The following is a 14,480-nucleotide window of genomic DNA, read 5'->3' on the forward strand; positions in this document are numbered from 1 at the left end:
CATCTCATGGCGATAAATCTTTCCCCCATAGGGCTCATAGGGTATTAGCAGTCGTTTCCAACTGTTGTCCCCTACCACAAGGTAGCTTCCCACGCGTTACTCACCCGTCTGCCACTAATCCCGAAGGATCCGTTCGACTTGCATGTGTTAGGCCTGCCGCCAGCGTTCGTTCTGAGCCAGGATCAAACTCTCAGGTTCTACTGAATATTAATCCCAACTTAAATCACGTTTCTGTACTCAAATCTAACCGACCATAAATGGCCAATTAATAGACGAGGAACACGCAAATAATTAAGACCGAAGCCTCAATCTTTGGTGTTCTGAAAAACGTAAACTAAGTCAGCTATTCCGTAACAGTGGCTTGTTACCAAACCACTCGCGAATAACCGCCGTCCACGTTTCTCTTTCTTCTTCCGTATTCAATTGTCAATGAACGGAGACTTTCGCCTCAATATCCAGACTTACAAGACCTCTTAAAAACCCCGTAAATCCTTCTGTTTTTGTGCCTCCGAACCGGCGCCTCAGTGGCCCGCCCCGGTGGCGTGAAGCGGGTTATAGGGATACCAGACCGACCCGTCAACACGCAAACTCCAAAAAAACAAAACAATCGGGCAAAAACTAAAATTCAAACAATTCAATAACTTCATATATCAACACATACACCACCACCAGACACCCAAAAACCCCAGAAACAAGCCAATAACAACCAGCCAAAACACCAAAAATTAACAAAAACAAAATTTGCACAAACGGGGATATCCAACTTTTTCAAACGAAACCCACACCCCCAACACACCCAAACCACCGCAAACGTCCCTCTGATACTTCAGCGAGTCGCTCAACCGCTGCAAACCGCCCTTCACCGAGTTTGCGTTCTTATGCGTTAGTCTGCGTTATTTCGGTGTGAGACGCGCGATCTTGCGTTCCTATGTCCGCAAACACGGCAAAAGCCCGATCCAGCCGCCCGCGCCCACAGCTCCAACCGATCCCAACTTATGCCCCTCACCGTCAGGCCCGAGCCAGCCAGCCCAAACTCGACTTATGCCCGCCTCACCAAATCCTACCGCAAACCATGACAGCCTGTCCCAGCTAGACCAGCCTCACCGCCCCGGCAGGTCCACGGTTACCGTCTCACCGCCATATCCATGAAAACTGTCTCTTGCACGAACAACCACCCGCGACATCCCTTCTGGAATCTGCACACCGCTTAAAGACCGCGTGAACGGCTGCTCCTCCACATGCGGATGGGCCAGCACCCGCACGGCCAGCACCTTGCCGTCTTCAGAAAGCACCTCCCACGCATCTGCATAATGGTCCCACCCTTCATCGCTGTGGCGCACACTCACCTCAAACCGATAGGAGCCTTCCGCCTGCGGGGTCACATTCACGTTGACCACATCAGCCTCCCCCGCCAAAACCGGGGTCACCAACAAACTGAGGAATAGTCCAGAAACAAAAGCACGCATAAAAGCCTCCATAAGAGCGTGATCCGTTTGATCCTATGCAATCAAACCCAATAAAACCGCTCCACCAAATATGTGAGAGCACAATGCGTGACCGTAAAGAGACGCATCAAACTCCAGGTTAGCTGAAAGGCTAGCGCACCAACCCCGCCCCGCAACCCACAAAACATCAAAATGTCTTGAGCAAACCAGCCGCTCCACTCACTCATGCATATAGATGGAAGATTTCGGCATGGAGAGGAACACAACCAGATTGGCAAGCACACCAATCACCAGTCCGGGCAGATCAAAAGGCGAGTCGAGCCCGCTTTGCCACAACACCGTCGCAACAACACCCGTCACCGCCCCGGCCAAAAACGCAGGTGTTCCACGGCGAGCGCCATAGATCGCCGCAACCAGCGGCACCAGCACAATCGGCGCCCAATAATTGTAGGCGTAAATCAGAATATCCAGAATGCTCTCTATAGAGACGGCAAACACAATAGAAAGCAGCCCCACAACCAGCGTCACCAGCTTGGCGATGAACAGCAGGTCCTCTTCCCGCATCTCTTTGCGCCGCAAAGGCCGCAACACATCATTCACAAACGCAATACTGGCGGAATTGAGATAGGAATCTGCCGAGGACATCACAATCGCAATCACACCGGAAAACACCAGCCCCTTCAGCACAGGCGGCATAACGCTCACAATCACAAAGGCCATGGCATTATTAGGGTTCAGGTCCGGGTCCAGCGCAAAGGCCACCAAACCAATGGCTCCGGTGATTGCAAAGAAGAGAAAAGAGAACAGCCCGGAATAGAGTGTACCGCGCGCCGCAGCAGACGCGGTCTTCCCCGCCAGCAAGCGCTGCATATAAGGAGGCACCAAAGTCTCCCCAAACATAAAGACAAGAATAAGCCCGATCAGCCCCATCCAGCCAAAGTCCGGCCCGGGCAGGCTTAGATGATCTGGCGGCACCGCCGCAAACAGCGCATCAACACCGCCAATTTGATAAATGCCAAAGCCCAGCACCAGCGGCATGCCAATCGCAAGAATAACGAATTGCACCACATCGGTGTAAACCACAGCCCGCATACCGCCCAGCGTCGTATAAAGAATAACAATGCCGCAGCCGATCCCGATGCCCCAGAACCGGTCCAACCCAAAAAACACGTTGAAGATGACGCCAATCGCCCCAACCTGCGCGCCCACAATACCGCAGCACAACAATAAACCGCAGACACCCGTGGTCAGTCTGGCCAGCTTGCCATAGGCCTTGCCCATAACATCCCCAACAGACACCGCATCAGGAAACGCCTTCATCTTGGGTGCAATCAGCGTGGCAACCGCAATTTCCTTACAGCTGAAGCCCCACAGCGCCACAATGTTGGCAACGCCATATAAAAACACCTTCTCTGCATTGCCGGTAGAAAAGCCCCCGCCGATAAAAGAGGCGGACATGGTGGCGAAGATAACAAGAGCCCCAAACTCACGCCCCGCCGTCGCATAATCCTTCAGCCCCCGCTGAATCCGACCACCCCACAACCCCACCACAAGTATGCCAACCAAATAGCCAGCCACGATAATCATGTCGATCATCAGCAGGGGTTCCTTTTAGACAACAACAAACGCAAGCGCGCCGTACCTCTATCAGGAAGACATTACACGACAGTGAGACAGACCATTAAAAGGCGGGGCTTGGGAGATGGGGATAACGACGCATTACTCATTAAAAATGCAAGAGAAACCTAAGCTCTCGAACACAGCAGTAACGCATTACCAAGTTTACATCTCAAGCATTCACACAAACTCTGGGCACTTCCCAATAAAGTTATGTTTTAGCTCATAAAATACTATCTAACTTGCTACTTAGAGCAGAAATTACAAGGCACAGACATTCTTATGAATGTCTGTGCCAACCAAAATATTAAGTACACATATCCTTATTAGAGTTTCCAAAAGGAACAGTACTATAGAGATTACCTGAACAGGTGAAATCGTCTGATAGATGCCAGAAAATCTACGCATAACACGGCCTGTTATTCTGCTCACAATCTATCAGCTCAGCCCACAACCTCATCTTCTAGTCGTTTTTTCAAATCAAGTAATTTTCTATCATCTTGGAGCTGCCAATACCAAAAAGCAGAGTATTCATAATTTGGATCTGCCATTTCAAGAATTGCCGCTAAAGCATCCTTTCGCTCATTAGGAGTGCTGCGTTGGCTAACCGCTTTATTTCGATGCTCCATGTAAATTGCGAACTTATCCCAAATATCATCAAGCATATTTTCATTATGTATTTGACGAACCCCAGTATCTTTTAAATTATAACAATCCTCCAATAATTTTGCTGTATTATTAGATTTATCGCAATTAAGCATATCAACAACTTTAACTTTACCTTTTAAAGTATTAGGCGGCTCTAATCTGATTGCTTGCTGAACATCCGTATTAGTATCACTACAATCAAGTAGATTTGTGTGTTTAGTGGACTTTATTTTATTGCAATGAGAACAACCCAAAAAAAGATTAGTCCAGGTATGTATGAGATTTTTGTTTTTGGCTTGCGGTTCAAAATGCTCAACCTCAGGACTGGCAATCAGCTGCTCACATAAATAGCATTTTCTATAAAAAATCTTATTTATCTCATTAACCACTTCAGGGTGACCATATTTTTTCCCTTTTAATTGCTCAGGAAGCTCTTGAGGTCGTTTAACATTAAACATTCAGCCCTCCGAATCCAGAAGGGCATTCTCACCTTTTAGAAGGAAAGCTCTTGATCTCTTATCAAGATTGCTCTCAGCACTTTTCAAAATGCTAGTAACTTCCTTAAGGCGCTCAAAATCAATCGACTCCGAGTTTAAGATCGAGGTTAGTTCTTCAACTAAATCGACCAAACGGTTAGATATCGATGGAACTTGGAGCAACCCCTGTAGAATAGCAGAGTACGAGTACAATGATAAATCTTCAGAAATCAGCTCCTTACTACTAAGATCATATATTACAGCATTTTGCATAGACATAATCACGAATGGAGAGTGTGTCGTGACTATGAATTGTACATTGGGGAATGACGTAGTCAGAAAAGGAAGGATAAGCCGTTGTAATGAAACGTGCAAATGAACATCAATTTCATCGATGAACACTACTCCACTTAGTTCACCTGGAGCAATCTCAAAATATTCTGAGTGTAGTAGCAACTCTAGATAAATCTTGAAGATGCTTTGGTATCCAGAAGACAAATTCTGAAATGTGAAATCAGGTTTCCCATTTTGCGAAATTGAAAAACTCAGATGGTTTTTGTCAAATGTAAGATCGGTGGTTTCATCTTCAAACAAAATCCGAAGTTTCTCTATGAAATCTTCAAACCACAGTTCGAGCTTCTCAGCTACTATATCTTTATCTCCATTTTCTTTGCCAAGAGCTATTCGAGTCCTCATGTTAACAAGGTGCTGTTCGAGAGTGGCGCTATGTTGCGCGTGTCGAGCTAGACTTCTTGCATTCTCCTTTTGCGTATCCACTCCGGTTGCACTTGAGGTTTGCGCAATCTCAGCCTTCCGATCTGCAGTCAAATAGAGTAAAATCGCTGTCCTTTCATCCAGCCTATCAGCAAAATCCAGTGGATCAGCGATCTCTATAAGAACAGCACTCTCAAGATCGGCCAATTCTCTATGAAAGCTTTTGATTGATGCTAAGACACGATTGTACTGCTGTGTCCCTTTTTTTAAACTTGGCAACGCCTTTTCCAGGCGCATCAGCTCGTTGTAAACTTCTTCCTCGCGATTGTGTTGCTTCTGACGAATGCGTTTATCAAGTCTCTGGTAGAGCTCTGTTAGCAGGCATGTCTTTCCAGTCCCATTACTCCCTGTAATCAGAAGATTTTTGCCATACAGTTTTATCTCTATGTCAGTATGTGTGTTCGGTATCGTTCCACTTATGCGATCGATATAACTAGTCACGAAAATTCCAATCAGTTTTGCTCTGTTTCAAAAATGAACCTTTGAACATAGCTTTCATAACGTACCACTCAAAATCAACAACTACTGATTGAAGTTCAACTTTAAAGTAATTTACAGAGGAATATTCGACCATTTTAACCAGGTGCCGAGATTGCTTAGCCCTAAGCAGGTTTAATACAACAAACAAACTTGTTCTCCGAACAAAACCGTTTGTAAGTGGTAATAAACTACCACAAGAAACTGCTATGATGGCCACGAAGTAAGGCGCTTTCCAATCTGTTGGAATGTACAAATGACGGCGCGCTTATCAGGCAAGCATGCCGTCTGGTGAGTGACCGCATTTTGTGGGTACGATCAACACCTGATCCCGAATGGCTGGCTCGAGTTCATCAAACCAGCCGAACAGGGAACCAGATTAAGTCATCCGGGCATCAAACCAGTCCAGCAACAATTCCGGGTTTTCAGAAAAGTATTTGCAGGTAGCTAAGCCACAACACCGCCATCTCACACAGCTACCGGGACCGCCTCAACATCATACTTGTTCGGTCCCTTAGTCCCCGCTGCAAAACCAACATTCGCCAGTCCGCCCATTGCCACGAATGCAAACACAAGACTGACAACAAGTGAGGCACCATATTCCGGGAGTGTTGGGAGGACGGCGAAGTAGATGGACGGAACAAGGAAATAGAGAACAAACCACCAGCCGGATTTTCCCATGTCGTGCAAACGCCTGATCATCAGTGAAAACTGGATATAGTAAAGGGCAATGGACATGAGAATTGCCATGGTCCTTGGGACGGGGTGAGAAGCGATCGGGAACACTTCAATCATGAACACCAGACCACACATAAACAGGCCAATCCAGAACAGGTTAAACAACCAAAACTTCGCTCTGCCCAACCTGCCTTTAATCCCAAGATAGAACATCCCACCACCATATTGCTCATGTGCGCTGAAGTCGGTCTGGCAACTCTAAAGCGCCCCAACTCATCGCAATATTCCCAAAATATTGAGGGTCCAGATAACAAACCTGTTTCTGATGCAAAACCGATTGCAGGTGGTAAGAAGCAAACCGTCGCAACTATCATGAGGGTGCGGGCTGCGAAACGCATTTTTGCTCGTGATAACTGAGACTTCAAAAACCTCCTGAACGCCATAGGCATCTACTAAATTATATAGGTGCCTGCAGTTGTATACTTGTCAAATACATCACATAGTATGCATGTCTAAAGCATTCATGCAGCAGGAGGCGAGCCGTTGAGTGAGGCAATTCAAACGGAACCGATCGTCGGCCTACCAAGAAACTCATTCTCACTAAATTCCATCCGGCGAAAAGACAGATTTGCGTTCTGGCGAGAGAGCTTAGCCTGTCTTTGCGAGGCAGAAATTCACCGCGGCGAGGATCAGCTCGATTTCTTTGGTGAGATCCAGTCAGTGCTGTTCGATTCCCTCATGCTCTCTCAGGTGACAGCACAGGCCCACATCGCCAACCGCACCAATGCGGCCATGGCGCGAGATGGCGTAGATCATTATTTGCTGATGGTTCATGATGAGGGCGACGCCGAATTCTATACCGGGCAAAAGAGCGTCAACCTCAACAAGGGTGACTGCATTTTTCTGGATTTCTCACAGGAAGGTGGCTCAATCTCGGGCAGTTACAGCAATCGCTCCATTCTGATTGCACGCGAGCAGCTTGCGCCCCTGCTGCACAGCCCCGATGACAGCAACTTAAAAACACTCCCGGCGGCCCATCCATTAAACGTGATTTTGCGCGAACACCTCTCGTCAGTCAGCGCCCAGACCAACAAGCTGAACATGCAGCAAGCCCAGCAACTCGTGCCCGCAACCATGGGGTTGATTGCAGCGTGCCTGAATGGAATGCCTCATGAAAGCGAGGCAGGGCAGGAAGGTGTCAATCTGGCCTTGATGACCCGCGCCCGCCGCATTATCGAGGCAAACCTGACCAACCCCAACCTGTCTCCGGACTATCTCGGCGGCGCTATAAACGTATCGCGCAGCAAACTCTACGAGTTGTTTCTGTCTTTCGGCGGCGTCAGCAAATACATCCGCGACAGGCGCATGAAGGCCGTCTTGCGCGCACTGCTAGACCCGCGCAACGCCTACAGAGCAACCTATCAGGTGGCCTTGGACTTTGGCTTCATGAATGAAAGCAGCTTCAGCCGCATGTTCAAGCAATACTTCGGCTTCTCCCCTCGCCAGGTGCGCTCAAAATCCTTTGAGATCACCGCAGCCGCTCAGGGAGAAATCAAGCAAGGCCGACAATACGAAGACTGGATCCTGAACCTCAGCTAGAACGGCAAAAACACCGGAATGAGCAAGGTGGCAATTGCCAGCGCCATGATCTGCAGTGGCACGCCAATCACCACGTAATCCTTGAACCGGTAGTTCCCCGGCCCCATCACCAGCGTATTGATGGGCGAGGCCACAGGCGTACAAAACGCCGTCGAAGCCGCAATCGCAACGCTCATCAAAAACGGCTCAGGCCGCACACCCATAATCGCAGCCACCTCAAACGCAACAGGCGCAATAAGCACCGCCGTCGCCGTGTTCGACGTAAACTGGCTGAAAACAGAGGTGAGCAAAAACAACGACATCAGCATCACATAAGGCGGACTATCGCCATAAAGCCCAACGATCTGATCCACGATCAACAGCAGCCCACCCGTCTTTTCCAGAGCGGTGGCCATGGGCATCATCCCCGCAATCAAAATCAGACTGGGCCAGTTGATGGAGGTGTAAGCCCGATTGACCGAAACACACCCCGCACACACCATAGCCGTCGCCGCCAGCACAACCGCCGTCACACTGGGCACCACGCGGAAAATGATGAGCGCCAGCATGACCGCCAGAATACCAAGCGCGACAGGCGCCAGCTTGCGCCGCGGCAGATAGTTCTTAATCTCCTCCGGAAACGCCAACAGAAGAAAACTCTCCCGCGCCGCCTGCAGTTTGCTGATGTTCTCCCAGTCCCCAACCACAAGCAACTGGTCCCCAAACTTCAGCTCGATGTTCCCAAAGTTCCCGTGCAGAGTTTCCCCCTTACGGATAAGCCCAACAACGCTCAGGTTGTGGTTGGTCCGAAACCCGGCACCACTGATCTTTCTGCCGATCAGCTTGGAATCCGGCGCCACAATCAAATCCGCCATGCCAAGCTCACGAGCAGAAAGGTGATGCCCCTCCTCGCCCATCGGCAACAGCTCCAGCCCGATGCAGGCAAACACATCCCCGCTGATAGGCTCCTGCATCACCCCAAACACAATATCACCAGCCTTGAAGGCACGGTTTGTCTGGGTCGATGTCACCTTCAGCCGCTTGGTCGTGGTGGAGGTATACTCCAACCCAAACAGTGTAAGCCCAATCCGCCGCCGCAGCTTCGCACTCACAACAGTCTGCCCAACCAGCTCCGAATCCTCACGGACCCGCAGACGGACAATCTTGTCTTCAATATCGTAGGCTTCCAAAAACCCCTGCAGCGTCCGACGCCCCTGCTCCGTCGCTCCTTGAGGCCGCTGCTGACCACGCAAAAACAGGCGGCCATACACCAGCATGTAAATCACGGCCACAATGAGAATAACGAGCCCGATCGGCGTGAAGATGAAGAAATTGAATGGCTCCATGCCAGCATTTTGCAACTGAGCATTGGCAATCAGGTTGGGTGGTGTCCCGATCAGCGTCAGCATCCCCCCAATCAGCGCCCCATAAGCAAGTGGCATAAGCAGCCGCGAAGGAGAAAGGTTGGAGCGGCTCGCAAGGCGGATAGCAACCGGAATAAAGATCGCCCCTGCCCCGGTCACACTCATAACAGACGCCAGCGCCGCAACTGTCAGCATCAGCAGAACGATCAGTTTCCACTCCTGATCCCCCGCAATCTGAACGATCTTGTCTCCAACCGCATAAGAAATCCCGGTTTGAGCCAGCGCTTCACCGACAATGAACAGTCCGGCAATCAGAATAACAACGGTGGATCCGAAACCCGAAAGCATTTCAGCAGGCGTCAAAATACCAGACAGCCCAAGCGCCAACATCACCATGATCGCAACAAGGTCCAGCCTCAGCTTGTCAGAGACAAACAGGATGACAGCTGCAAACAATACGAAGAAGGTGAAAAGCATTTCCCAAGACATCGTCTTAGAGTCCTTCGAGAAGTAAATCAGAGAGTTCTGGTCGCAAAATCTGTGCGATGTATACGAGGCATACTCGGCAGATCTTAATAAGACAGGAAGTCTTATAGGCCACCGCTTAGTTTATCACGAGATATATGTAAACGTTTTGCTATCAAACCGCGTATTTGTGACTGTGGATATATTATAGGTTATTACCCCTATACTTTATTCAATTTCGCAAAAGAGCATGAATTCCCTTCATCAAGCTGGCATTCATCCCACTTTTGTCCTCCACTCTTGGCAAAACAGATGGTTTCGTCACATCCCGGGATATTCTAGAATTATGACCATAGGGCACAGAATACCACGCGCCTGACTTCCACAATGAGGAACGTCATGTCAACGCTTTACTCATTCGCTCCGGAAATATGGTTGGCAAGTGGACCAGTCATCACAGCCGCACTTGGCTTTCGTTACTCAACCCGCATGGCGGTCATCCGCCTGCAAAATGGCGAGCTCTTCATCTGGTCTCCCATAGCTTTGTCAGACAAGTTGAAAGACCAAATAGATGCGCTCGGCCCCGTTCGCCACATCATCGCACCAAACCATCTGCACGACAGCTTCCTTGCGGAATGGGCCACGGCTTATCCTCAGGCCCAACTCCATGCCGCCCCTGGTCTGGCTGAAAAGAGACCAGATCTGTCCTTCAGCTCTACCCTGAGCAACACGCCTCAGGCAGATTGGCAAACAGAGATTACCCAGTCTGTCGTGGGTGGCAACTCCATTACAACAGAGGTGGTGTTCTTTCACAAAGCCAGTAGAACCACGCTGTTCACAGACCTGTTGCAGCAGTTTCCTAAAGGATGGTTCAGAGGATGGCGGGCCCTCGTTGCACGGCTCGATTTGATGACAGAACCAACACCAAGTGTGCCACGCAAGTTCCGCCTCGCCTTCCGCGATAAGACAACAGCCCGAAAAGCACTCAAAAAAATTCTCGGCTGGCCGACAAAAGCGGTCGTAGTCGCACACGGTGATCCTGTAACCACTGACGGTGCTGCTTACCTTGACCAAGCCTTCCGCTGGTTGAAGATCAGGTCACGCTAGCTTATCGACGCATTAGAAAAAACAAAACGGCGGAGAACTCTGGTTCCCCACCGCCTAAAACTCCCAGCCCTTAAAGGAGCATTGATCCTCTTAGAAGGGCCGTAAGAAAGCACCAAGCAAAGCTGCGATAAGAACGAGCTCAACAATAAGCGGCGGAACAACTTCTTTTACAAATCCATCTGCCAGCAAGCCGACAACACGGCCCAGCGCAACAACACCCAGCAAAATGGCAACAACGACATAGGCTTGCGGCTGCGCCGTCACAAACCCAATAATCAAAAGCGCAACACTTGATAAGAACAGCCCACCAATCACAGATCGGATCGTGCTCAGACCGGCAACACCAACGGGCTCAAGCGCAAAGTTCTTCGTCATGCGCGACGGAGCAAACATTGAGACGGTCCCCAGACCGAGAAGCATAAGTGTCGGGGCGCCAACCATAATGAGATAGATAAGATCCATAGGTTCTCTCCAGATTAAATAACTACAGCGTATCTCCGAAAAGTGGAAACCGGTTTTCGGATAAAGAAACGCAAAAACAAAGACGAAAGCAGTTCAGGTGTTTCAGCTTAAATGCGGACTGCTTTAGGGAATTAGATGAGTTGATGGACAGCCTGATTGGCGTTGTCCTGAAAACTGTGATTGTTGAGAGCAGAAAAGAGAGAGGCCTGATCAGTCAGCTTGCCGATAGCACCTTCACCAGCACTGGCGTAGAAAACACCGCTCTTGAACTTCGGGTCCAGAATACCATCCACATAGCGCTTCGCACCATCTTCAACGCCATGCATCATGCCCAGCAAAGGCATCAGAACGCCGCCCACATGCTTGAACAAAAGCCTCTTAACGAAGGGCATATCATCAAACCCGTTGGTGCCAGTGGTACCGCCCGGGCTCATGGTCACAAAGCGAATATGCGGGTGCTGACGAGCCATGGAAGACATCCATAGAGCGCCAATAAGCTTCACGCTCGCATAGGCATCCATTGGATCACTCTTTTTAGTAAACGTGCGCCCATCCACCATAGCGCGGAACTCATCCACAGACGCTTCTTTCAGCACGGGGCGGGCAACACCCATCTTAGGAATGCCACGCGCTGCTTCAGAACCTGCATAAAGCACGGTAGAGGTGATCAGTTGACGTTCAAGCATCTCGTCCACCAACACCACATGACCCAGCAGGTTCACGGCATAAATGTTGGTTACACCATGTGCAGTCATGCCATTGGGCGACCGGCCACCCACCCCGCCTGCATTAAGAATGAGAGCGTCCACCGGTGCCGCCATCTGCCTAATGGCCTGACGCACAGACTCCGGATCCATCACGTCCATCAGGATAATTTCAAAAATTGCGCGTTTGGCCTCAGCTTCAAGCGCAGCTTTTGCTGCCAAAGCTTTGGCTTCATTGCGACAGGCGAGGTAAATCCTCTCAATACTGCTGGTCTTTGCAAGTTGTCGTGCCGCCTCACGGCCTAACCCTGCATTCGCACCGGTAATCAAAACAGATCTGATCGGAGACATTGCTGCGTTTCCTGTTGAAGTATGTTCGATGAAGGAAACGTACGCTGGTTGAAATTTGAAGTGTAGATAGGTAAAAATGGACGTTGTGTTCCAAATTTGAACCACTGGATATAGGCCTGATCATGCAAGAAAACTACGCTCTGAACTGGGATGATCTAAAGTACTTTCTGGCCGTGGCCCGCAGCGGAACACTGAGAGGCGGCGCAAACCTGATCCGCGTCAACCACACAACTCTTGCCCGACGACTGGAAGTTTTGGAAGAACGTGTTGGCAGCCGCTTGTTTGACCGCTCCAAGACAGGACTTGTTTTAACAGAACTGGGCGAAGCGCTTTTTCCCTACGCAGAGCGGGTTGAAGACGAGATGACGGCAGCCTCACGCATCATCGTCGGGCGAGATGCAGAGCCGCACGGCACCATCTACGTCACCATGCCCCATGGTCTGGCCATGACGTCCATCATGGATGATCTGGTCTTGTTCGCTGAAAAGTATCCGGAAATCGAGTTAAACCTGAACTTCACAAACAATGTCGCTGACCTGACCAGACGAGAAGCAGACGTTGGCTTTCGCATCGCTGACGAGGTGACACAAGACGTTGTAGGCCGGAAGCTCGTGCAGATGTCACAAGCAGCATATTGCACACGGGAATACGCTGAAAAGATCAAAGACAACAACGGCGAAGGCCTGAGTTTCATCGGCTGGCATGAAGCGGAAGGCGAGACAACGGCTCCATGGATCAAAAGTGGCTGCTACCCAAAAGCGCTCCTGAAGCACAGGGTCTCAGAACTGGTGCCGCTCATTTCTCTGGCCGCCGCAGGTTTAGGCATGGCTTACCTTGCCTGCAATTTGGGCGACAGGCATCCCTTGCTTATCCGCGCACCCTTCCAAAAGCCAATGCCCTACCGCAGCCTCTGGCTCCTCCTCCACCGAGACCTCCGCAACACCGCCCGCGTCCGCCTCTTCGTCGACTTCATAGCGCAACGCATCACCACCCGCCGCAACGAATTCTGGGTCGCTGGAACGACATCTGACAGCTAGAGCGCGTTCCGTTTGATTGGATTCAATCAAACGAGAAGAATTCGCTCCACCAAAGATGTCAGAGCACGATGCGTGAATGCTAATGAACGCGACGTGCTCTAATGCTTGGAAAGGTAAGAGTGGCTTGCCAAAGCAAGAAACTCACTCTTGCCTACCATTCACAATCACTTTCCGTATGTCCCCTTCTCCGGAAAGTGCTTCACACCATCGGCAGCCAGTTGGAAGCCAGTCATGTAGGGGTCACGATCGTCAAGGAAGAGGGTATTGTAGCCTGTTTTGCGAGCCCAGCCTTCGATGGTTGGGATGATGCCGTCATGCCCGCCCACTTTGGTTGTTTCCTTCACACCACCCACAAACACAGACCCGATGATGGATTCATGGCGCATGGTGTCGCCAACCTTCAGCTCGCCCTTGGCATAAAGGTGCGCAAGGCGGGCAGAAGTGCCGGTGCCACATGGGCTGCGGTCCAGTGCCTTATCGCCATAAAACACCGCATTGCGCCGATCAGCAGCATCCGAGGTCGGCTTGCCAGTCCATTGAATGTGGCTGATACCGTGGATGCGTTCATCTTCGGCATGGGTCACGGAGTACTTCTCATTCAATGCAGCCCGCAATCGTGGGCTCCAGTCGAGCAGCTGTGAGACACCTACCTTTTCAAGGCCCGGAAAGTTCTCCTGCTCTTCAACAATGGCGTAGAAGTTGCCGCCATACGCCACATCAACGCTGATCTCACCCACACCCGGCAGGTCAACGCTCAAACCAGTCTCTGCCAGATAGCTTGGCACGTTGGTCAGACGAACACTCTCAACATATCCGTCTTTTTCAAAATACTCAGCAACCACAAGACCAGCAGGCGTATCCAAATACACCTTGCCCGGCTCTCGAGGCTCAATAAGCCCCTCTTCCAGCGCCATAGTAATCGTACCGATGGTGCCATGCCCACACATGGGCAAACAGCCGGATGTCTCAATAAACAGCACTGCCACATCACAGTCAGGCCGTGTTGGAGGAAACAGCATGGAGCCGGACATCATGTCATGCCCACGCGGCTCAAACATCAATCCGGTTCTGATCCAGTCATAGCGCTTGAGAAAATCCGCCCTCCGCTCCAGCATATCATTGCCGCGCAAGGCTGGCGTGCCGCCCGCAACCAGTCGCACGGGGTTACCGCAGGTATGCCCATCAACACAGAAAAAACTCTTGGAGACCAAGCTCCCCTCCCCTTATTCCATGGCATCAATACAGGATGCCGGCAGTCAACCGATGGAGCCCTCACTCTCCCCCGGCAGAACCGCGC

12 protein-coding genes and 1 rRNA gene are annotated in these 14,480 nt (G+C 50.4%); 3 read left to right on the forward strand and 10 right to left on the reverse strand.

Features of this window, described 5'->3' with window-relative positions:
• The 6 genes from DHN43_RS14290 to DHN43_RS14320 all read right to left on the reverse strand — a co-directional run.
• Window positions 1-198: ribosomal RNA gene (locus DHN43_RS14290) — 16S ribosomal RNA — on the reverse strand; the annotation flags it as partial.
• A gap of 902 nt (window positions 199-1,100) precedes the next feature.
• A complete protein-coding gene (locus DHN43_RS14295; RefSeq protein ID WP_108819055.1) occupies window positions 1,101-1,466 on the reverse strand; it encodes a hypothetical protein in 366 nt (121 codons plus the stop codon).
• A gap of 198 nt (window positions 1,467-1,664) precedes the next feature.
• Window positions 1,665-3,041 carry a sodium:solute symporter family protein gene (locus tag DHN43_RS14300; protein WP_108819056.1) on the reverse strand — a complete coding sequence of 459 codons (1,377 nt, stop codon included), beginning with the start codon at window positions 3,039-3,041 and terminating at the stop codon, window positions 1,665-1,667.
• Window positions 3,042-3,505: 464 nt separating this feature from the next.
• On the reverse strand, window positions 3,506-4,168 hold the full coding sequence (locus DHN43_RS14305; protein WP_108819057.1) for an HNH endonuclease: 663 nt from the start codon (window positions 4,166-4,168) through the stop codon (window positions 3,506-3,508).
• The gene (locus DHN43_RS14310; protein WP_159096858.1) at window positions 4,169-5,401 is read right to left on the reverse strand and encodes an AAA family ATPase; all 1,233 of its coding nucleotides are present in this window, start codon (window positions 5,399-5,401) and stop codon (window positions 4,169-4,171) included.
• A 504-nt stretch (window positions 5,402-5,905) separates the two neighbouring features.
• A complete protein-coding gene (locus DHN43_RS14320; protein ID WP_108819060.1) occupies window positions 5,906-6,328 on the reverse strand; it encodes a DUF805 domain-containing protein in 423 nt (140 codons plus the stop codon).
• Between the two features lie 330 nt (window positions 6,329-6,658).
• Between DHN43_RS14320 and DHN43_RS14330 the strand changes: the two genes are divergently transcribed.
• Window positions 6,659-7,714: a helix-turn-helix domain-containing protein gene (locus DHN43_RS14330; RefSeq protein WP_108819062.1), complete on the forward strand. Its 1,056-nt coding sequence runs from the start codon at window positions 6,659-6,661 to the stop codon at window positions 7,712-7,714.
• On the opposite strand, the gene DHN43_RS14335 is transcribed toward DHN43_RS14330, so the two are convergent.
• Window positions 7,711-9,546: an SLC13 family permease gene (locus DHN43_RS14335; protein WP_063290183.1), complete on the reverse strand. Its 1,836-nt coding sequence runs from the start codon at window positions 9,544-9,546 to the stop codon at window positions 7,711-7,713. The two genes, DHN43_RS14330 and DHN43_RS14335, sit on opposite strands and share 4 nt — an antisense overlap.
• A 375-nt stretch (window positions 9,547-9,921) precedes the next feature.
• On the opposite strand from DHN43_RS14335, the gene DHN43_RS14340 reads away from it, so the two are divergent.
• Window positions 9,922-10,629 (forward strand): DUF4336 domain-containing protein, encoded by a 708-nt coding sequence (locus DHN43_RS14340; RefSeq protein WP_108819063.1) that lies wholly within the window; start codon window positions 9,922-9,924, stop codon window positions 10,627-10,629.
• Between the two features lie 90 nt (window positions 10,630-10,719).
• Here DHN43_RS14340 and DHN43_RS14345 read toward each other — a convergent pair whose 3' ends face one another.
• Window positions 10,720-11,091 carry a DUF4345 family protein gene (locus DHN43_RS14345; RefSeq protein WP_057461940.1) on the reverse strand — a complete coding sequence of 124 codons (372 nt, stop codon included), beginning with the start codon at window positions 11,089-11,091 and terminating at the stop codon, window positions 10,720-10,722.
• Between the two features lie 131 nt (window positions 11,092-11,222).
• On the reverse strand, window positions 11,223-12,146 hold the full coding sequence (locus tag DHN43_RS14350; protein WP_108819064.1) for an SDR family NAD(P)-dependent oxidoreductase: 924 nt from the start codon (window positions 12,144-12,146) through the stop codon (window positions 11,223-11,225).
• Window positions 12,147-12,268: 122 nt separating this feature from the next.
• Between DHN43_RS14350 and DHN43_RS14355 the strand changes: the two genes are divergently transcribed.
• The gene (locus tag DHN43_RS14355) at window positions 12,269-13,183 is read left to right on the forward strand and encodes a LysR family transcriptional regulator (RefSeq protein WP_199914810.1); all 915 of its coding nucleotides are present in this window, start codon (window positions 12,269-12,271) and stop codon (window positions 13,181-13,183) included.
• Window positions 13,184-13,347: 164 nt separating this feature from the next.
• Here the strand turns inward: DHN43_RS14355 and DHN43_RS14360 are convergent, their stop codons facing one another.
• Complete coding sequence (locus DHN43_RS14360; RefSeq protein ID WP_108819065.1) at window positions 13,348-14,394, reverse strand: 4-hydroxyproline epimerase; 1,047 nt, start codon at window positions 14,392-14,394, stop codon at window positions 13,348-13,350.
• Window positions 14,395-14,480 lie beyond the last annotated feature (86 nt).

The organism is Pseudovibrio sp. Alg231-02, from assembly GCF_900143565.1.
GTDB lineage: Bacteria > Pseudomonadota > Alphaproteobacteria > Rhizobiales > Stappiaceae > Pseudovibrio.